The organism is Allorhizobium sp. NPDC080224 (assembly GCF_050281005.1).
In the GTDB taxonomy this organism is placed as follows: domain Bacteria; phylum Pseudomonadota; class Alphaproteobacteria; order Rhizobiales; family Rhizobiaceae; genus Allorhizobium.
Window position 1 is genome coordinate 21,339 of sequence record NZ_JBNNWJ010000004.1, and the last position, 17,782, is coordinate 39,120.

Consider the following 17,782-nt stretch of genomic DNA (forward strand, 5'->3'; position numbering starts at 1 on the left):
TACCATGAGACGCTCCGAGATCAACGAAGCCCTGCGGTTTGCCATCGGAATGCTCGAGACCTGGCGCTGGTCTCTGCCGGTCTGGGGGCAGTGGAGTGCCGCCGAATTCGCGGCCAATCCCGAGGCATCGCGCTATCTGGCCAGCCGGCAGCTCGGCTGGGACGTTACCGACTTTGGCTCCGGCCGTTTTGCCGAACAGGGGCTCGTGCTCTTTTGCCTGCGTAACGGCATCCTCGGCATGGAAGGGGAACGCAGCTATGCGGAGAAGCTGCTTTTCATCCAGGAAGGCCAGGTGACCCCGGCCCACCTGCACAAGGCCAAGCAGGAAGACATTATCAACCGGGCGGGCGGCGATCTGGTCATCGAATTCCGTGCGGATGATGCAACGGGCAATGTCACCGGCTCCGACGTCTCTGTCCTTGTCGACGGCATCGAGCAGCGTCTCCAGACCTGGGAGCCACTTGTCCTTGGTCCTGGCCAGAGCGTCACCATTCCCACGGGTCTTTACCACCGCTTCTATGGCGCGAAAGACAAAGGCCCGGTGCTGGTCGGCGAGGTCAGCCAAGTCAATGACGACAGGACCGACAACTATTTCCTCGAACCCATCGGGCGTTTCGCCGAGATCGAGGAGGATGAGCCGCCGCTCAGGCCGCTCTGGAACGAGGGGACGGTCTGATGAGAGCCGGGGAGGAGGTTCGAACCAGACAAGAGGCCGGAACGGCAGGTGGTATCGTCTGCGTCGGCAACTTCATTGTCGATCGTATTCACACCCTGTCCTACTGGCCGGAACAGGGCAGTCTCGCGCATATTTTGCACCAGGACATGGGCGTCGGCGGCGGTGCGGCCAATGTGGTGACCGACCTCGCTTCGCTTGGGTTCAAGGGGCGGCTTTCGGTGGCGGGTGCGGTGGGGGACGATCGGGACGGCGTCTATGTCCGGGATCGTCATGCGGCCCTCGGCATCGATGTCTCAGGCCTTCGTATCCTTGATGGCCAGGCGACGGCACATACCCATGTCATGAACGTACCGGGTCAAAGCCGCACCTTCTTCTATCACGGTGGCTCCAACGACCTGCTGACGGTCGATCTCATCGACCCTGCTGCCTTTGCAGCCAGTGGGCACAGGATCTTCTATCTCGGCTATCTCATGCTTTTGCCGGCTCTCGACCGGAAGGATGCAAGCGGCACGTCCGGGGCGGCCCGGCTCTTGGAGGCGGCACGCGAGGCGGGGCTGATGACCTGCGTCGATTTCGTCTCCAGCGAGGACCCCGCCTTTGCCGATCAGGTCGCCGTTGCACTGCCCCATTGTGATTATGTGATCGTCAACGAGACAGAAGCCGGACGCGCAACGGGTGTAGTCGTCCGCGACAAGTCGGGCGCTCTGTTGCCGTCGGCTGTGGAAGAGGCCGGTCAGCGGCTTCTGAATGGGGGCGTGGCGCGAGGCGTCGTCATTCATGCACCAGAACTCTCCATCTGGCTTTCGCCCGACAAGGCTCCGGTTGTCACTCCTGCACTTGCCGTCGATCCGGCGGCCATCGTCAGCCCCGTCGGGGCCGGAGATGCCTTCTGCGCGGCGGTTCTCTACGGCCTGCACGAGGGCTGGCCGATCGAGACCATTTCCGCCGTCGCCCATCGCGCAGCAGTTCATTGTCTGGGCGGCGCGACCGCGACTGATGGCATACCCGACATGTCGGTCCTGATCGCCGAAATCTGAACGCCTGCAGTCAGCTGTCTGCAGGGGCCGGCCCGGTCGATTCCCGGATGATGAGGTCAACGGGCATGCGCGTGAGCGAGGCTGGCCGGCGTTCCAGATCCTGCCTGTGATCCTGCAGACGTTCTTCGAGCTTGCGGGTCGCCTCGAGCGCGACCGCGCGGATCGGCTGTGCGACCGTCGTCAGCCGTGGCAGAACATAGGCTGCCTCCGGCAAGTCGTCGAAGCCAATGACAGAGCAATCATCCGGTACGCTGCGCCCGGTGTCGCGGACGGCGTGGATCGCCGCAATGGCCGCGATGTCCGTGGTGCCGATGATCGCGGTGATGTCGGTGTGATCTTGTAGAACGGATTGTGCCAGCGCGTAGGTGGCGGCGAAGCTGTGCTCCTCGCCGATCGCCTCGATGGCCGGTGCAAGTCCATGTTCGCGTAGCACGGCCCTGATGCCTTCCATACGAAGCCGGATCGGCTGACTATGTCCCGGCGCCCCGACGACCGCAATCCTGACATGGCCGAGATCCAGGAGGTGACGAGTCATCATGCGTCCGCCTTCGACATGGTTGGCCATCACGGTATCGTCGGATATGCCGACGAGTTCTCGGTCGATGGCGATCACCGGGATCCCGGAACTGACCAGCGGCTGGAGATGCGCGGTGCCGCCATAGGCGCTGGCGACGATGACGCCCTCCACCCTTTGCGCGCGCAGCATCGCGACATAGCGGGCCTCGTGCTCTTCGTTTTCAGCCGAACTGCAGATCAGGGTGTGGTAGCCGCGTTCGAAAAGTTCGCGCTCGATGGTGTTTGCAAGAATGCCGAAGAAGGGGACATCGATGGAGGGCAGCATGAGGCCGATCATCCGGCTTGCTTCGCCGCGTAGCATGCGAGCGCCCTTGCTTGGCGCATAGTTGAGGTCCCTGATCGCGGCTTCAACGCGCTGGCGCACCTCTGGCGAGACATAGCCACTGTTGTTAAGGACGCGCGAGACTGATGATACCGACGTTTCGGCAACATTCGCGATCGTCCTGATACTGGCAGCCATTCCGGTATTCCCGCATCCGTTCTGGTGATCGGAGTACGCAGAATTGCGGGCCCCGGCAAGTCGCGATTATATCGTGGGCCAAGACTAGCGGAGAGGAGCGCTCGTCTCGTCTTCGAGTATGGTGTCTCTTCAGCTATCACTTGGGCGCCGCACCAGTGTCTCGAAGAGCGTTTGCCTGATCATTCGCTTCCGGCCGTGTCCTGTCATGCTACGTCGTCCCGTTGCTTTGCAAAGAGCAGCGCATTTTACTTAAGATTCACGATAATTCCGAACGTTCGCTTGCCGTTAATCTGCTTTTCGACGCTGTTTGGTATGGATCGGAGCATGGTTATTGCGAGCTCGCCACGTTCGACTGAAAAAGGCCACGCCGAGACCGGTGCGGCGACGGCGTACGTCGTCGAGGCCGTGACGGAAGCCTTCTTCCAGTCCGCCGACTATGCGGCGCTGCATGCGCGCTCGAAAGCCACCGCCTTTCAACATCCGCTTTGGCTCCAGGCCTTGCACAAGCATCTTGCCCCGTCACGGGGCGCGCAAGGCGTAACACTTGTGGGACGGCCGGGGCCTGGCGAGCCTCCCTGTTTCGTCCTGCCGATGATTACCCGGAAGCTCTCCGGCGTGACGATCCTTGAAAGTGCGGATCTCGGCGTCAGTGACTATGCGGCGCCGGTGGTCGATTCCGTCTGGTGGGAGAGGCAGCATGATCATAATGCGGTTCGCGCCTGTGTCGCCGCTGCCTTGCCATCGCATGACATCTTGCGGGTAAAACCGATCCGCGATGAGCATCTGGCCCTCTGGCAGGCGTTCGTGCCGGGGAGCACGAAGACACTCGGCTTTTCGGCGCATGCTACGGCACTCCTGGCGCCGGTGGAGCATTGGCGAGAAGAGGCGCTGACCGACAGTTTCGCGCGCTATCTTGCCCGCAAACGCAAGCGATTCTTCAAGACGGAAGGCGCAAAGTTTGTTGTCGTTCACGGAGAGCACGCGATCGCCCGCGCGATGGAACGGCTGGCTCAGCTGCGCGAGGGCCGTTTCGAGCAGGACGTGATTGCCGCGCCCGCAGCGCGAGCCTTCTACAGCGCCGTTGCGCAATCCGGGGAGCAGGCAGGTTTTGCCCGCGTCTATGCGCTCGAACTCGGCGGCGACGCGATCGGTTATACCTTCTGTCTCGCGTTTGGCGGACGGCTCCACTACCTGCTGATCGGCTGCGATTACCAGACCCATGGGCGCCATTCGCCGGGCCTGCTGCTCTATGATGGGATGATCGGCGACTGGGTTGAGGCCGGTGGCGAGATCTTCGACTTCACCATTGGCGATGAGCCCTTCAAGGCAGATTTCGGCACGGTGGCCACGCCTCTTCATGTATTGACGCATACGCCGACCGTGCGAGGCGCAATTGCGCTTACTGCGATGCGTTGGCGCGAGCGGTGGCGCGAGGCTTCTGCCGCCACGACCACGACACCTTTTGCCCGCCGCCAGACATCCGGGGAGGACAGTGGATGAACGCGCGCCCAGCATTCCTCGAGAATTCGGTCATCGTTGCAGCGCATCCGGACGATGAACTGCTGTGGTTCAATGCCATTCTTCATGAGGTCGACGAGGTGATCGTCGTCTACAGGGATTTCTGGGCCCAGCCGGGGCTCGGCGAAAAGCGGGCTGCCGCTCTTGCCGATTTTCCGCGTGCTGGCGTCAGTTGCCTCAATGTCGCGGAATCCGGTGCGGCCGGCTGCGCAAACTGGGATGACCCGCGAGAAAGCCCGGATGGTCTCGTCCTCAGCTTCGAAAGCCAGCGACGGGAACTGACGCGCATGTCGCGCCTCGCGCTTGGCAAGGTCGGCATGGGTGAGCGGCGCGTGGCCGAATATAGTGTGCTGACGGCCTATCAGAACAACTTCGTGAAGATACGAACCTTGCTGCGTGAGCGCCTGCGTCCGGGCATGAATGTTTTCACCCATAATCCCTGGGGCGAATACGGACATGAGGATCATGTCCAGCTCTTCCGCGTGCTCCAAGGGCTGAGGGATGAGATCGGCTTCAATCTCTGGATGTCGAATTATTGCACCAACCGATCGCTGCCTCTGGCGATGCGGTATTTCCAGACATCTCCAGGACAGCCGATCCGTCTGCCGACCAACAAAGCATTCGCGGAAGAGGTGGCCTCTGTCTACAAGCGGCATGATTGCTGGACCTGGGCGGATGATTGGCAATGGTTCGATGACGAGTGGTATCTTCCGGCACCCCGTCAGGGCGCGACACCACAGCCACACCAGCACCTATTTCCGCTTAATCTTTTCACGATCGAGGTGGCGCAGAAACGACCCTGGTTCTCGATGGCCGTCGGCTCAGCCGCAGCAGCCTCGGCCCTGATGATTGCCGCCGACTTCTAGTGGTGCGCGGACGGGTAACGATCAGCGCCAGCACGATAAAAGATATCAGTGACACGGGCTTAATCTTGAACGGTGTTCCAGTGAAAACAACGCATGAAAACTTCAACATTGCCGCTCCCTTCTGGCAATGCGCGCATGCTCATCCCAGTGCGACTGCCCTGGTCGTTGCGCGGCGCGAGTTTACGTATGAAGTCTTGGCGCAAAAGGTTGCTCGCCTCGCCGGCCATCTGGCGCCGCGGTTGAGACAACGGCGCGTCGGGATTTTCGCCACCCGAAACCTCGAGGGTTATGTTGGCATTCTCGGCGCCTGCATGGCGGGTGCGACCTATGTGCCGCTCAATCAGAAATGGCCGCCGGAGAGGCTGGTCACGCTGCTGAGCCTGCTCCAGCTTGATGCGCTGATCGTTGACCGCAATGGGATAGGCTTGCTGACGCCGGAGGTCCTGGCTGCGGCCCCTTCCATTATCATCGGCCCTGAGCGGGCCGATATGCCGGCAACGGTGGATGCTGCGATCACGCCGCTCGACGCCCTGACCGATCCGTCGCTCGGCGAACCCGAGATGGTGGGGCCGGATCATGAGGCCTATATCATCTTCACCTCCGGCACGACCGGGCTTCCAAAGGGTGTGGTGATCTCGACCGCCTCTCTTGCGTCCTATCTGGTGCAGGCACGCCCGTGGACGATGCTCGGGACAGAAGACCGGGTTGCCGAAGCGCATGACCTCACCTTCGACCTCAGTGTGCATAATCTGTTCCTGGCACTGGAATCGGGCGCCGCACTGCATGTGATGTCGGCGCTCGAGCTATCGGCACCGCAGCATTTCATTCGCAGCCATGGCATCACGGCCTGGATGTCGGTGCCGACGATCGTCAACATGATGCGTACGGCCGGTTCGTTGAAGCCCGGACTGTTCGAGACGATCCGCCTGTCCGTCTTTTGCGGCGAGCCGCTGCCGGGCGTGACGGTCGAGGCCTGGAAGGTTGCCGCGCCAAACAGCGCCATCGAGAATATCTATGGGCCAACGGAATGCACCGTCGTCATGCTCAGGCAAAGCGTGGGTGCCGAGATGCCGCTTACGCCAGGGCGCGGGGTGGTGGCGATCGGCACACCCTTCAGCGACGGCAGGATCGCAATCCTCGGTCCTGACCTGCAGCCGGTGGCTCCGGGTGTGCCGGGAGAAATCGCGCTGGGCGGGCCGCAGGTCGGCATTGGCTATTTTGCGTCGCCGGAACAGACGGCGGACCGTTTCCGCGACATGAATGGTGAGCGCTGGTACCTGACGGGGGACCTCGGTCTGTGCGATGCCGAGGGCGTCTACCATCATCTCGGCCGGACGGATAACCAGGTCAAGGTCAAGGGTAACCGGATCGAGCTGGAAGAAGTCGAGGCGCATCTGCGGCTGGCGGCTGACAGCACGGTCGTTGCGGTCGTGGCCTGGCCCCATGTCGATGGTGCTGCCACCGGGCTGGTCGGCTTCGTCGCCGGCAGCGATGAAACGGCTCAATCGATCCAGACGAAGATGTTGCGGTCGCTGCCACGCTACATGGTCCCGGAAGCCATTCATCTCAAGGATAGGCTACCCGTCAACGTCAACGGCAAGGTGGATCGGCGCGCATTGCGTGACATCCTCGAAGGGGGTGCGTCTTGAGCATCGTTTTCGAGCAGGAGCCGCTCCGCCCGTTCAGCCGCCTCATGCAGTGGCGGCGTGCCTGGTTGACGATCGACGCCAACCCGGCAGCGCGCAGCTTTGCCGGGACCATCCGGGGGCTGCTGCTGATCCATGCGCTCTTCCTCGCGGCTCTTGCCGTAAGCCTGCAGATCAGTCTGTCGGCACTTGCGCTGATCGGATTGACCCTTCTTGCTGCCGCGCGCTGGCCAGGGCGCCGGCTCACCATTCTGATCACGTCGAGCCTGATCTTCCTGTTGCTGCGACCCTTCCGAACCGCCGACATGAACACGCTTGTTGTCGACTTGGCCGCAGCGGTCGGGAACGGCGTGTCCGTGCCTCCGCTCGCCCTCCAGGTGGCCGGTGTGGTTCTTTTCCTCGGTTTTGCGCAGCTGATGATCGCAGGCCAGCGCATGAGCAGCGGCATCTGGTCCCGCCGTCCGGTGCTGGTGCAGCTTGTCGGCTTCCTTGCGGTGCTAGCCTTTGCCGCCTTTGTGCCGCCGGGGGACTACGGTCATGCCATGCTCTGGGCTTTCCTCGCTGTTTGGGCATCCTGCTTCTGGTTCCTCGCCTATGCTGCCGTCGACCTGAAGGCCAAGGCTGCAGCACCGGACGGCGTGCGGGCGCTCTACATGCGTCCGGTCTGGGGCGGTGATGTCGCGCCGTTCGGCAAGGGTCTGTCCTTCCTCAAGCGTTTCGAGGCAAAGGATGACGAAGCCCTCGCCGTAACGCGCTTAAAGGCACTGAAACTCGCCGTGTGGACGGCCATTCTCAGCTGGACCGCGCTTGCGGCCATGACACTGTTTCATGAGATGCTGGGCGTGCCGAAACTCGGCTTCATGATCCTCAATCCGGAGGATACTGCGGCCATGCCCCTTGGCCTCCAATGGGCAGGTTTGATCGTCAATTACGGTGTGGATCTGCTGATCATTGCCGCCTGGGGCCATGCCATCGTCGCCGTGGCGCGCATGATGGGCTACAACATCCCGCGCAATACGGTGAACCCGCTGGCATCCCGCTCGATCGCCGAGTTCTGGAACCGCTACTACTATTACTTCAAGGAGGTTCTGGTCGATTTCTTCTTCTATCCGGCCTTCATGCGCTGGTTCAAGACATCGCCCCGCTTGCGGATCGCGTTCGCCACCTTCTGTGCGGCCGGGTTCGGCAACTTCCTCTACCATCTGATCTTCGTCTCCCATGTCTTCGCAGACGGGACGCCGTTCGACGAGCTCGATCGTTTTGCGACGCTGGCTTTTTATGTCGGTCTGCTCTCGGCGGGCCTGATCATCTCGCAGATCTGGGGCCGCAAGACCTCGCCGGCGGATGGTTTCTGGCGTCACGAGGTTCTGCCCCGGATCAATGTGGCGCTGTTCTTCTGCTTTCTGAAAATCTTCGACAGCGTCTGGCTCGAAGGCCAGCTGTCGGATCGCTTCCACTTCCTGTTTGGCCTGTTTGGAGTTTAACCTGCCATGACCACCGACAAGATTGCATCCATCCGTGCTCGTGTTCAGGGACTGCTCGAAGAGCGCGGCGACAGGCAGCCGCTTCTGGATACGGATTCGCTCTTCTTCAGCGGAAGGCTGGATTCTCTCGCAGCCACGCATCTCATGATGCTGCTTGAGGAGACTTTCGGGATCGATCTGGCTGCCGCCGATTTTGACGTGACCCGTCTCGACAGTCTCGCCGAGATCGAAGCCTTTGTCAGCGAGGCGCAAGGATAAGGCGCCACGGCGGATCAGGTTTCCCGGCAATCCACGTCGTCGTGTCTCGTCAGGACGGCGCTCTGCATGGGTCGGTCTGTCTTCAAGGAAGTGCTTGTATCGATCTCCGCAGTGGCCTAGTAAATATTTTCCTGAGGTTTACCAATTTCCTTGGGAAACAGGTGGAGGAGGGACAGGCCGCCGTGGTGACGATCAAGGAAATCGCGAAGGCTGTCGGCGTTTCGTCGGGGACCGTTTCCCGTGTCTTGAACTACGACCAGACGCTGTCGGTCTCCGAGGCCAAGCGGCAGGCGATCATCGAAACGGCCGAAGCGCTGAACTATGCGACGCCACGGGCGCGCAAGAGCGCTCATCTTCCTCCGCTCAATATTCCGATGGCCAGCCATGCGGACGTGGCGGCGCATGTCGCCATCGTTCACTTCCTGGCGCCGCAGGAGGAGCTTGTCGATCCCTATTATGTCGGTGTGCGGCTCGGCATCGAGGCCCGCTGCCGCGAGTACAAGATTGAGATCGCAAGGGTGTTCAATCCCGATGTGCCCGTCGATCTTGCGCTGTTGACGGGTATCTCCGCAGCGATCGTGGTCGGGCATCATCCCAAGGCCGAGATCGAGGCGATGGCCAAGGTCTGTCCGCATCTGATCATGGCCGACTACAATCCGCGCATGCCGCAATTCGACTGTGTTCGTGCGGATCTGGGTGAGGCGACCACGACAATTTTGGACAGCCTTGATCAGGCTGGATACCGGCGGATCGGTTTTGTCGGCGGCTATGAGCTTATGGACAATGATGCGCTGATGCATGGGGAGCAGCGCTGCAAGGCCTTCATTGAATGGCATGAGGCGCGCGGGAGCTACCGGCCCGAGCTCATGGCGCTTGGGCAAAGCGAGCGCTTTGGGCAGAACCTTAGGCTTGAGACCGGCTACCAGCAGGCGAAATCGCTGCTGGCGCTCGATACGCCTCCCGATGCCATCGTTGCCGCAAACGACAATATGGCGATCGGTACCTACAGGGCCATCCAAGAGGCTGGGATGTCCATACCGGATGATGTCGCGGTGGTAGCCTTCAACGACATTCCTGTTGCACAGTTTCTCAACCCGCCGCTCTCGACCATGCGCATTCCCGGCGAGCTGATTGGTGAAGTGGCCGTTGATCTCCTGGTCGAGCGGCTGAACGGGCGCGACTATTCCAAGCACGTCACCCTGCCAACCGAAATGGTCTGGCGCGGCAGCGCGAGAAAGCCAGTGCTCACTTAAGTCTTCGTGGAAAGGTTGCGAGATCCTCGTGACTTACCGCAGTGCACAAAATATTTAGTAAAAATTTTCTTGGCTGTCTTCCGATTTTCAGGAATAGTGACCGTCAGGCAGGGGATGGAGCTGCCGCGTTCAACGATACAATGGGAGGAAGACATGGATTATTCTCGCGCGTTCAAGCGCTCGATTTCGGCCACCGTTGCTGGCGCCGCACTTCTCTGCAGCACCGCTGCCATTGCCGGTGAAGTCACCATCTGGTGCTGGGACCCGAACTTCAACGTCGCAATCATGAAGGAAGCGGCTGCGCGCTATACCGCAAAGAACCCCGATACGACCTTCAACATCGTCGACTTCGCCAAGGCGGATGTCGAACAGAAACTGCAGACGGGTCTGGCATCCGGCATGACCGACACGCTGCCGGATATCGTTCTCATCGAGGATTACGGCGCGCAGAAATATCTCCAGTCCTTCCCCGGCTCCTTTGCCGCGCTGACTGACAAGATCGATTATTCGGGCTTTGCCAAATACAAGGTCGACCTGATGACGCTTGAGGGCGAGGTCTATGGCGTGCCCTTCGATTCCGGCGTCACCGGTCTCTACTATCGCACCGATTATCTGGAGCAGGCAGGCTACAAGGCCTCCGATATGGAGAATCTGACCTGGGACCGCTTCATCGAGATCGGCAAGGACGTGAAGGCCAAGACCGGCCATGAGATGATGGCGCTCGATAGCAATGACGGCGGCCTGATCCGCATCATGATGCAGTCCGGCGGCCAGTGGTATTTCAATGAGGACGGCAGCCTCAACATCACCGGCAATGCCGCCCTGAAGGCCGCACTCGAAACCCAGGCCCGGATCGTCAACGAGGGTGTCGCCAAGCCGACCAGCGGTTGGAATGACGGCATCAGCGCGCTGACATCGGGCGATGTTGCCTCGGTGCTGATGGGTGTTTGGATCACCGGAACGGTCAAGTCGCAGGCCGACCAGGCCGGAAAATGGGCGCTGACGGCGATCCCCAAACTCGATATCGAGGGTGCGACGGCTGCATCGAACCTTGGTGGATCGAGCTGGTATGTACTGGAAGCTTCCGCCGAGAAGGATGAGGCGATCGACTTCCTCAATGAGATCTACGCCAAAGATCTCGACTTCTACCAGAAGATCCTGACCGAGCGCGGCGCCGTGGGCTCGCTGCTCGCAGCCCGCACCGGCGAAGCCTATCAGAAACCGGATGATTTCTTCAGCGGCCAGACAGTCTGGCAGAACTTTGCCGACTGGCTCGAACAGGTGCCGGCTGTGAATTACGGCATCTTCACCAACGAGCTGGATACGGCTGTCACGGCGAACTTCCCGGCGCTCGTGAAGGGCACACCGGTGGATGAAGTCCTGAAGGCAATCGAAGATCAGGCCGCCACTCAAATCCAGTAAACCCATCCCACGGGGGCTCTGCCTTCGGGTTTGGCCCCCGTCCTCCCGGAGACGTGCGGCGGAAACGCCGCGCGGCTTCCCTTCGCATAACAAGGTACAGTGACCACTGATCGGGTTCGGGGATACCGTATGGCCACCACATCAAGATCCAGCTTGAAGCGCTATTACGACGTGAACGGATGGCTGTTCGTGGCGCCGGCCATCGCGTTGATCTCGCTATTCATGCTCTACCCAATTGCCCGCTCGCTCATTCTCTCCTTGTATTCGGGACGAGGAATGATGCTGAAGTTCTCAGGCACGGGTAACCTCGTGCGTCTCTGGATCGATCCCGTCTTCTGGCAGGCTCTGCAAAACACCGTCATCTTCTTCATCGTGCAGGTGCCGATCATGATCACCATGGCGCTGATCCTGGCCGCCATGCTGAACAATCCGAAGCTACGCTATTCTGGCCTCTTCCGGACGATGATCTTCTTGCCCTGCGTGTCTTCGCTGGTCGCCTATTCTATCCTGTTCAAGAGCATGTTTTCGCTCGATGGCGTGGTGAACAACACGCTGCTTGCCATCGGCATCATCGGCGAGCCGATCGGCTGGCTGACCGATCCCTTTTGGGCGAAGGTGCTGATCATCATCGCCATCACCTGGCGCTGGACCGGCTACAACATGATCTTCTACCTGGCGGCGCTGCAGAATATCGATCGCTCGATCTATGAGGCGGCGAAGATCGACGGCGTGCCGTCCTGGGGCCGCTTTGCGTTTCTCACCGTGCCGATGCTGAAACCGGTGATCCTGTTCACCACCATCACCTCGACGATCGGCACGCTGCAGCTCTTCGACGAGGTCTATAACTTCACCGAAGGCACGGGCGGGCCGGCCAATTCGACCCTGACGCTGTCGCTCTACATCTACAATCTGACCTTCCGTTACATGCCGAGTTTCGGTTATGCGGCAACCGTCTCCTATGTCATCGTGCTGATGGTGGCGGTGCTCTCCTTCCTGCAATTCTATGCCGCGAGGGAACGTCGATGATGGCAACACTTCGTCGCCGCCTGCCCGACATCGTGCAGTATAGTGTGCTGTCGCTTGCCGCCTTTCTCTCGATCTTTCCCTTCATCTGGATGGTGATCGGGGCGACGAATACGACGAGCCAGATCATCCGGGGCAAAGTCACCTTCGGCACGGCACTCTTCGACAACATTGCGTCGTTCTTCGCGCAGGTGGATGTGCCGCTGGTCTTTTGGAATTCGGTTAAGATCGCGCTTGTGGGAACGGCGCTGACGCTGCTCGTCTCGTCGCTTGCCGGTTATGGGTTCGAGATGTTCCGCTCCAAACTTCGGGAGCGGGTCTATACCGTGATCCTGCTGACGTTGATGGTGCCGTTCGCGGCGCTGATGATCCCGCTCTTCATGCTGATGGGCAAGGCGGGGCTGCTGAACACCCATGCCGCCATCATGCTGCCGATGATCGCGTCGGCCTTCATCATCTTCTACTTCCGCCAGGCCTCGAAGGCCTTCCCGACCGAGCTTCGCGATGCGGCCAAGGTCGATGGTCTGAAGGAGTGGCAGATCTTCTTCTATATTTATGTCCCGGTGATGCGCTCGACCTATGCGGCGGCCTTCGTCATCGTCTTCATGCTCAACTGGAACAACTATCTCTGGCCGCTGATCGTGCTGCAGTCGAACGACATGAAGACGATCACGCTGGTGGTCTCGTCGCTCGCCTCCGCCTATTCGCCCGAATACGGCACGGTGATGATCGGCACCATTCTTGCCACCCTTCCAACCCTTCTCGTCTTCTTCGCCATGCAGCGCCAGTTCGTGCAGGGCATGCTCGGCTCCGTGAAATAGGACTTTGAAATGCGCATTATCGAGACTTTCAACCGGGACTGGACCTTCCGCGCAGGCTTCGAGCCGGCTTTTGCCTCGGCGTCCCAGCCGGGCGAGACGGTCCAGCTTCCCCATACGGCGGTCGAGCTGCCCTACAATTATTTCGACGAGAAGAGCTATCAGAAGGCCTTTACCTATCAGAAGGTCATTGCCTGGGACCCGCGTTTCGAAGGCGGCGAAGTCTCTCTGGTTTTCGATGCCGCGATGGCGGATAGCGTCGTCTATCTCAACGGTGTGGAGATCACCGCGCACAAGGATGGTTACACGCCGTTCGAAGCCCGGCTCACTCCGCATCTGAAGGCCGGCGACAACCTGCTGACGGTCAAGATCGACGGCTCAGAGAACCCCGAGATCCCGCCCTTTGGCGGCGTGATCGATTATCTCACCTATGCCGGCATCTATCGTGACGTCTGGCTGAAGGTGACGGCGCCGGTTTCGATCGCCAACGTCAAGATCGAGACACCGAATGTGCTTGATCAAACCAAGCAGGTGACGGCGAAGGTCTGGATTTCCAATCCGACGGATCAGGCGCTGTCCGGCAAGGTCACGGCTGTTCTGAACGATGCTGCAGGTCAGGAGATCGCGCGGACCGAGGCGACAGTCTCTGGCGCAGAGGTTTCGCTCGGCTTTTCCAGCTTACAGGGCATCACGCTCTGGGACATCGACAATCCCGCCCTCTATCACCTCACGGTGGCGCTGGAGACAGCAGCCGGTGCCGACGCCGTGACCAGCCGTTTCGGCTTCCGCTCTGCCGAATACACGATCGAGGGCTTCAAGCTGAATGGGCGCGTGGTCAAGCTGCGCGGCCTCAACCGTCACCAGGCCTGGCCGCATCTCGGCTATGCCATGGGCCGGCGCGGTCAGGAGAAGGATGCCGACATCCTGAAGTTCGACCTCGCCTGCAACATCGCCCGCACCTCGCATTATCCGCAGTCGAAATACTTCCTCGATCGTTGCGACGAGATCGGCCTGCTGGTCTTCGAAGAGATCCCCGGCTGGCAGCATATCGGCGGTGATGCCTGGAAGGCGGAGAGCGTTCAGAACGTGCGCCGGATGATCGAGCGCGATTGGAACCATCCGTCGATCATCATCTGGGGTGTGCGTATCAACGAGAGCCAAGATTCTCACGATTTCTATGTCGAGACGAATGCCATGGCACGCTCGCTCGACACCACCCGCCAGACAGGCGGCGTGCGCTACATCACCGACAGCGAATTGCTCGAAGACGTCTATACGATGAACGACTTCATCCTCGGCATGGAGGAACTGCCGGGCCATAATCGCGAGCGGCTGGTGCTGCGCGATCAGCGCGAGGTCACCGGGCTCGACCGCAAGGTGCCCTACATGATCACCGAATATGGCGGTCACATGTATCCGACCAAGCGTTTCGACCAGGAGCAGCGGCAGGCGGAGCATGTCGGCCGGCATCTGGCGATCCTCAATGCCGCCGCCGGCGACCCGTCGATCTCGGGGTCCACCGGCTGGTGCATGTTCGACTACAACACCCACAAGGATTTCGGCTCCGGCGATCGCATCTGCTATCACGGCGTCACCGACATGTATCGCGAGCCGAAATTCGCGGCTTACGCCTATGCCTCGCAGGGCGACCCAGCTGACAAAGTGGTAATGCAGCCGGTCAGCTTCTGGGCGCGTGGCGAGCGCAATATCGGTGGCGTGCTGCCGCTGATCGTGCTCACCAATTGCGACTATGTCGAAATCCGCATGGGCCATATCGTCAAGCGGATCGAGCCGGATACTAAGACCTATCCGCACCTCCCGCATCCGCCCTGCATTCTCGACCACAGCATGGTCACGCCGGAGGAATTCGGCGAATGGGGCATGACCTGGCGGGATGGCGAACTGGTCGGCTTTATCAACGGCGAGGAAGTGGTTCGCCGTCATCTGCCAGCCGATCCGCTGCCGACAACTCTGGACATCGCGGCTGACGACACTGAGCTTCGATCTGGCGAGAAGGACACGGTTCGCGTCATCCTGCGTGCGCTCGATCAGGGCGGCAATGTCCTGGGCTTCTTCGATGATCCGGTCGAGGTGTCGCTCGAAGGCCCGGGCCGGATCGTCGGCCCCTCGCTTCTCTCCTTCAAGGGTGGCGCGGTTGGCGTTTATGTCGAAGCCGGAAACGAAACCGGTCACTTGACGCTGTCGGCGACTTGCCGTCCCTTCGGGACCAAGCGCATGACCTTCAACGTCACCTGAGCGAGGCTTACATGGCAGAGGTCCGGCTCACCGATATCCGCAAGTCCTACGGCTCGCTTGAGGTCATCAAGGGGGTGAATCTCGAGGTTTCCTCGGGGGAATTCGTCGTCTTCGTCGGTCCGTCCGGCTGCGGCAAGTCCACGCTGCTGCGGATGATCGCGGGGCTTGAGGACATTTCCGCAGGCACGCTTGAGATCGGCGGCAGCGTGATGAACGATGTCGATCCGTCGAAGCGTGGCATTGCCATGGTGTTCCAGACCTATGCGCTCTACCCGCATATGACCGTGCGGGAGAACATGGGGTTCGCGTTGCGCTTTGCCGGCATGGCGAAGGACGAGATCGAGCGACGGGTCAATGCGGCGGCGAAGATCCTCGAACTCGACGCGCTGATGGACCGCAAGCCCAAGGCCTTGTCGGGCGGCCAACGGCAGCGTGTCGCGATCGGCCGTGCCATCGTGCGCCAGCCAGACGTTTTCCTGTTCGACGAGCCGCTTTCGAACCTCGACGCGGAACTGCGCGTGCACATGCGTGTCGAGATCGCACGGCTGCACAAGGAGCTCAACGCCACCATCGTCTATGTCACGCATGACCAGGTCGAGGCTATGACGCTGGCCGACAAGATCGTCGTCATGCGTGGCGGCATTGTCGAGCAGGTCGGAGCGCCGCTCGCCCTTTACGACGATCCCGACAACATGTTCGTGGCCGGGTTCATCGGCTCGCCGCGAATGAATTTTCTGCCGGCCACGGTCGTCGCTCAGGCGGAGGGTGGGCAGGTCACTGTCGCCCTCACTGCGCGGCCGGATACGCAGTTGACGATTGCCTGCGCGACCCCGCCAAAGGTCGGCGATGCCGTGACGGTCGGGGTGCGGCCAGAGCATTTCCTGCCTGATGGCAGCGGGGATACGCGGATGGTGGCGCATGTCGATGTTGTCGAACATCTCGGCAATACCAGCTATGTTTACGCCCATACGGTGCCCGGCGAGCAGATCATCATCGAGCAGGAAGAGCGGCGTCATGGGGCGCGCTATGGCGACGAGATCGCGGTGGGGATTTCTGCGAAGACCAGCTTTCTCTTCGATGCTTCGGGGCTGCGCATTCGTTAGCCGACAGGCCTCAATCGCCAAGGACAAAAGGCGAGTCGATGCGCGCTTTGCGCTTTCGCACACGGGCTCGCCGCGCTAGGCTCGGACACATGAAAAAGGTCTTCAATCCCCCCTCCGTCCGCCGTCCTTTCGGACACTACAATCACGGTCTGCTGGTGCCGCCAGGTGCGAGCCTGCTCGTCACTTCAGGTCAGCTTGGCATCCGTCCAGACGACACGATCCCGCCTGATGTGACCGGCCAGGCCGAGCTTTGCTTTGAGGCGATCAAGGCCATTCTGGAAGAGGCTGGGATGACCTTCGCGGATGTGATCCGGATCTCCGGCTTTGTGACGCGGCGGGAGGACTTTCCCGCCTATATGGCGGTGCGCGATCGCTATACGCTCGATCCGAAGCCGGTTTCGACACTGCTGGTGGTGGGCGGCTTCACGCGGCCGGAATTCCTCGTTGAAGTCGAGGTGACAGCGGCCAAGGTGGTCTGACCGCAAGCCTTTCTCTCAGAAATTTTCCATCTCGCGGCGCACCTTGGCCATGAAGGCTGCACGGGTTTCTTCCGTGCAATTGTTCATGTCGTAGTGGGCCAGATACTTGACCGGCGCGCCGAGCTTGATCTGGGCGCGAAGGACGCGGGTGACAATCTTCTTCGGCGGATTGCCGGCGAGAAAGGCGCGCATCGGCGTTGCGCCATAGGTCATGACGGCAGCAAGTTTGCGGATGTGGCGTAGCGTCGGGGTGAGCTTGCCGTCCACGAGGTCGAAGGACACACCAGGCAGCCAGACCCGGTCGAAATAGCCCTTGAGCATGGCCGGGAAGCCGAAATTCCAGACCGGGGTGACGATCACCAGCGCTTCCGCCTTCAGCAGGCGGTCGACATAGGGTTTCACCAACGTCAGATTGTCGGGGATATCGTGATAGACGCGGCGGTCATGGGCTGACAGCACCGGGTCGAAGCCTTCCTCGTAGAGATTGCAGCCGTCGACTTCGTGTCCGGCCTTTTCCAGGCTCTCGCAGGTGAGCTTGTAAAGCGCCCGGCCGAAGCTCTCGTCCAGGGGGTGGGAGTGAAGAACGAGTACGCGCATGTGAAAAGCTCCAAGTCGTTGCCCGTTGCTTGCGCAGTCGGGGTCCAGTTGAAAACTTCCGCGCCGTTTGTCCCAGCATCCCGATCCTTCGCCGCCTGATGCCGAGGGATGAGGGATGCCATGTCTGATGTCGCATGGGCCGAAGAGGGTCGGCCGGGAGTACCTTCGGAATGGGGTTTGGTGGCGGTAGGGTAGTTCCTTGTTGTTGTTTGTCGTTGCGCACGGGGTACCCCCTCTGTCCTGCCGGACATCTCCCCCACACGGGGGGAGAGTGGATGGGCGCGCCGGCTTCATTCCCTCAATCGTTGCG

At 60.8% G+C, this 17,782-nt stretch carries 16 protein-coding genes; 14 read left to right on the forward strand and 2 right to left on the reverse strand.

The features are described 5' to 3' along the window. Positions 1-4 precede the first annotated feature (4 nt). Positions 5-676, forward strand: a complete 672-nt coding sequence (locus ACQKP1_RS21570) for a D-lyxose/D-mannose family sugar isomerase (RefSeq protein ID WP_427276956.1) — start codon at positions 5-7, stop codon at positions 674-676. Continuing rightward, a complete protein-coding gene (locus ACQKP1_RS21575) occupies positions 676-1,713 on the forward strand; it encodes a carbohydrate kinase family protein (protein WP_427276957.1) in 1,038 nt (345 codons plus the stop codon). Before ACQKP1_RS21570 ends, ACQKP1_RS21575 begins: the two co-directional genes overlap by 1 nt. 10 nt (positions 1,714-1,723) lie before the next feature. Here ACQKP1_RS21575 and ACQKP1_RS21580 read toward each other — a convergent pair whose 3' ends face one another. Further along, the gene (locus tag ACQKP1_RS21580) at positions 1,724-2,749 is read right to left on the reverse strand and encodes a LacI family DNA-binding transcriptional regulator (protein ID WP_427276958.1); all 1,026 of its coding nucleotides are present in this window, start codon (positions 2,747-2,749) and stop codon (positions 1,724-1,726) included. 324 nt (positions 2,750-3,073) lie between these two features. Between ACQKP1_RS21580 and ACQKP1_RS21585 the strand changes: the two genes are divergently transcribed. The 12 genes from ACQKP1_RS21585 (at position 3,074) to ACQKP1_RS21640 (ending at position 16,875) form a co-directional block, all read left to right on the forward strand. After that, positions 3,074-4,249 (forward strand): GNAT family N-acetyltransferase, encoded by a 1,176-nt coding sequence (locus tag ACQKP1_RS21585; protein WP_427276959.1) that lies wholly within the window; start codon positions 3,074-3,076, stop codon positions 4,247-4,249. Beyond that, positions 4,246-5,133: a hypothetical protein gene (locus ACQKP1_RS21590; protein ID WP_427276960.1), complete on the forward strand. Its 888-nt coding sequence runs from the start codon at positions 4,246-4,248 to the stop codon at positions 5,131-5,133. Before ACQKP1_RS21585 ends, ACQKP1_RS21590 begins: the two co-directional genes overlap by 4 nt. A gap of 80 nt (positions 5,134-5,213) precedes the next feature. Continuing rightward, a complete protein-coding gene (locus ACQKP1_RS21595; protein WP_427276961.1) occupies positions 5,214-6,782 on the forward strand; it encodes an AMP-binding protein in 1,569 nt (522 codons plus the stop codon). Next, complete coding sequence (locus ACQKP1_RS21600) at positions 6,779-8,263, forward strand: hypothetical protein (protein WP_427276962.1); 1,485 nt, start codon at positions 6,779-6,781, stop codon at positions 8,261-8,263. Before ACQKP1_RS21595 ends, ACQKP1_RS21600 begins: the two co-directional genes overlap by 4 nt. Before the next feature lie 6 nt (positions 8,264-8,269). Next, on the forward strand, positions 8,270-8,521 hold the full coding sequence (locus ACQKP1_RS21605; RefSeq protein WP_076397731.1) for an acyl carrier protein: 252 nt from the start codon (positions 8,270-8,272) through the stop codon (positions 8,519-8,521). A gap of 182 nt (positions 8,522-8,703) precedes the next feature. Further along, entirely contained in the window at positions 8,704-9,774 is a 1,071-nt protein-coding gene (locus tag ACQKP1_RS21610) for a LacI family DNA-binding transcriptional regulator (RefSeq protein ID WP_427277053.1), read from the forward strand. Positions 9,775-9,927: 153 nt separating this feature from the next. After that, positions 9,928-11,196, forward strand: coding sequence for an ABC transporter substrate-binding protein (locus tag ACQKP1_RS21615; protein ID WP_427276963.1), 1,269 nt, complete (start codon positions 9,928-9,930; stop codon positions 11,194-11,196). A 129-nt stretch (positions 11,197-11,325) separates the two neighbouring features. After that, complete coding sequence (locus ACQKP1_RS21620; protein WP_427276964.1) at positions 11,326-12,222, forward strand: carbohydrate ABC transporter permease; 897 nt, start codon at positions 11,326-11,328, stop codon at positions 12,220-12,222. Beyond that, on the forward strand, positions 12,219-13,040 hold the full coding sequence (locus ACQKP1_RS21625; protein WP_427276965.1) for a carbohydrate ABC transporter permease: 822 nt from the start codon (positions 12,219-12,221) through the stop codon (positions 13,038-13,040). The genes ACQKP1_RS21620 and ACQKP1_RS21625 overlap by 4 nt, the downstream gene beginning before the upstream one ends. Before the next feature lie 9 nt (positions 13,041-13,049). Beyond that, positions 13,050-15,293, forward strand: coding sequence for a glycoside hydrolase family 2 TIM barrel-domain containing protein (locus ACQKP1_RS21630; RefSeq protein ID WP_427276966.1), 2,244 nt, complete (start codon positions 13,050-13,052; stop codon positions 15,291-15,293). An 11-nt stretch (positions 15,294-15,304) separates the two neighbouring features. Further along, positions 15,305-16,396 carry an ABC transporter ATP-binding protein gene (locus ACQKP1_RS21635; protein WP_203018238.1) on the forward strand — a complete coding sequence of 364 codons (1,092 nt, stop codon included), beginning with the start codon at positions 15,305-15,307 and terminating at the stop codon, positions 16,394-16,396. A gap of 89 nt (positions 16,397-16,485) precedes the next feature. Beyond that, positions 16,486-16,875: a RidA family protein gene (locus ACQKP1_RS21640; protein WP_203018236.1), complete on the forward strand. Its 390-nt coding sequence runs from the start codon at positions 16,486-16,488 to the stop codon at positions 16,873-16,875. Between the two features lie 15 nt (positions 16,876-16,890). On the opposite strand, the gene ACQKP1_RS21645 is transcribed toward ACQKP1_RS21640, so the two are convergent. After that, positions 16,891-17,472 carry an NAD(P)H-dependent oxidoreductase gene (locus ACQKP1_RS21645; RefSeq protein ID WP_427276967.1) on the reverse strand — a complete coding sequence of 194 codons (582 nt, stop codon included), beginning with the start codon at positions 17,470-17,472 and terminating at the stop codon, positions 16,891-16,893. Positions 17,473-17,782: the final 310 nt, after the last annotated feature.

Coding starts and splice junctions, on each gene's coding strand:
- ACQKP1_RS21570 (WP_427276956.1), top strand. CDS start 5: ATGAGACGCTCCGAGATCAACGAAGCCCTGCGGTTTGCCATCGGAATG.
- ACQKP1_RS21575 (WP_427276957.1), top strand. CDS start 676: ATGAGAGCCGGGGAGGAGGTTCGAACCAGACAAGAGGCCGGAACGGCA.
- ACQKP1_RS21580 (WP_427276958.1), bottom strand. CDS start 2,749: ATGGCTGCCAGTATCAGGACGATCGCGAATGTTGCCGAAACGTCGGTA.
- ACQKP1_RS21585 (WP_427276959.1), top strand. CDS start 3,074: ATGGTTATTGCGAGCTCGCCACGTTCGACTGAAAAAGGCCACGCCGAG.
- ACQKP1_RS21590 (WP_427276960.1), top strand. CDS start 4,246: ATGAACGCGCGCCCAGCATTCCTCGAGAATTCGGTCATCGTTGCAGCG.
- ACQKP1_RS21605 (WP_076397731.1), top strand. CDS start 8,270: ATGACCACCGACAAGATTGCATCCATCCGTGCTCGTGTTCAGGGACTG.
- ACQKP1_RS21615 (WP_427276963.1), top strand. CDS start 9,928: ATGGATTATTCTCGCGCGTTCAAGCGCTCGATTTCGGCCACCGTTGCT.
- ACQKP1_RS21620 (WP_427276964.1), top strand. CDS start 11,326: ATGGCCACCACATCAAGATCCAGCTTGAAGCGCTATTACGACGTGAAC.
- ACQKP1_RS21625 (WP_427276965.1), top strand. CDS start 12,219: ATGATGGCAACACTTCGTCGCCGCCTGCCCGACATCGTGCAGTATAGT.
- ACQKP1_RS21630 (WP_427276966.1), top strand. CDS start 13,050: ATGCGCATTATCGAGACTTTCAACCGGGACTGGACCTTCCGCGCAGGC.
- ACQKP1_RS21635 (WP_203018238.1), top strand. CDS start 15,305: ATGGCAGAGGTCCGGCTCACCGATATCCGCAAGTCCTACGGCTCGCTT.
- ACQKP1_RS21640 (WP_203018236.1), top strand. CDS start 16,486: ATGAAAAAGGTCTTCAATCCCCCCTCCGTCCGCCGTCCTTTCGGACAC.
- ACQKP1_RS21645 (WP_427276967.1), bottom strand. CDS start 17,472: ATGCGCGTACTCGTTCTTCACTCCCACCCCCTGGACGAGAGCTTCGGC.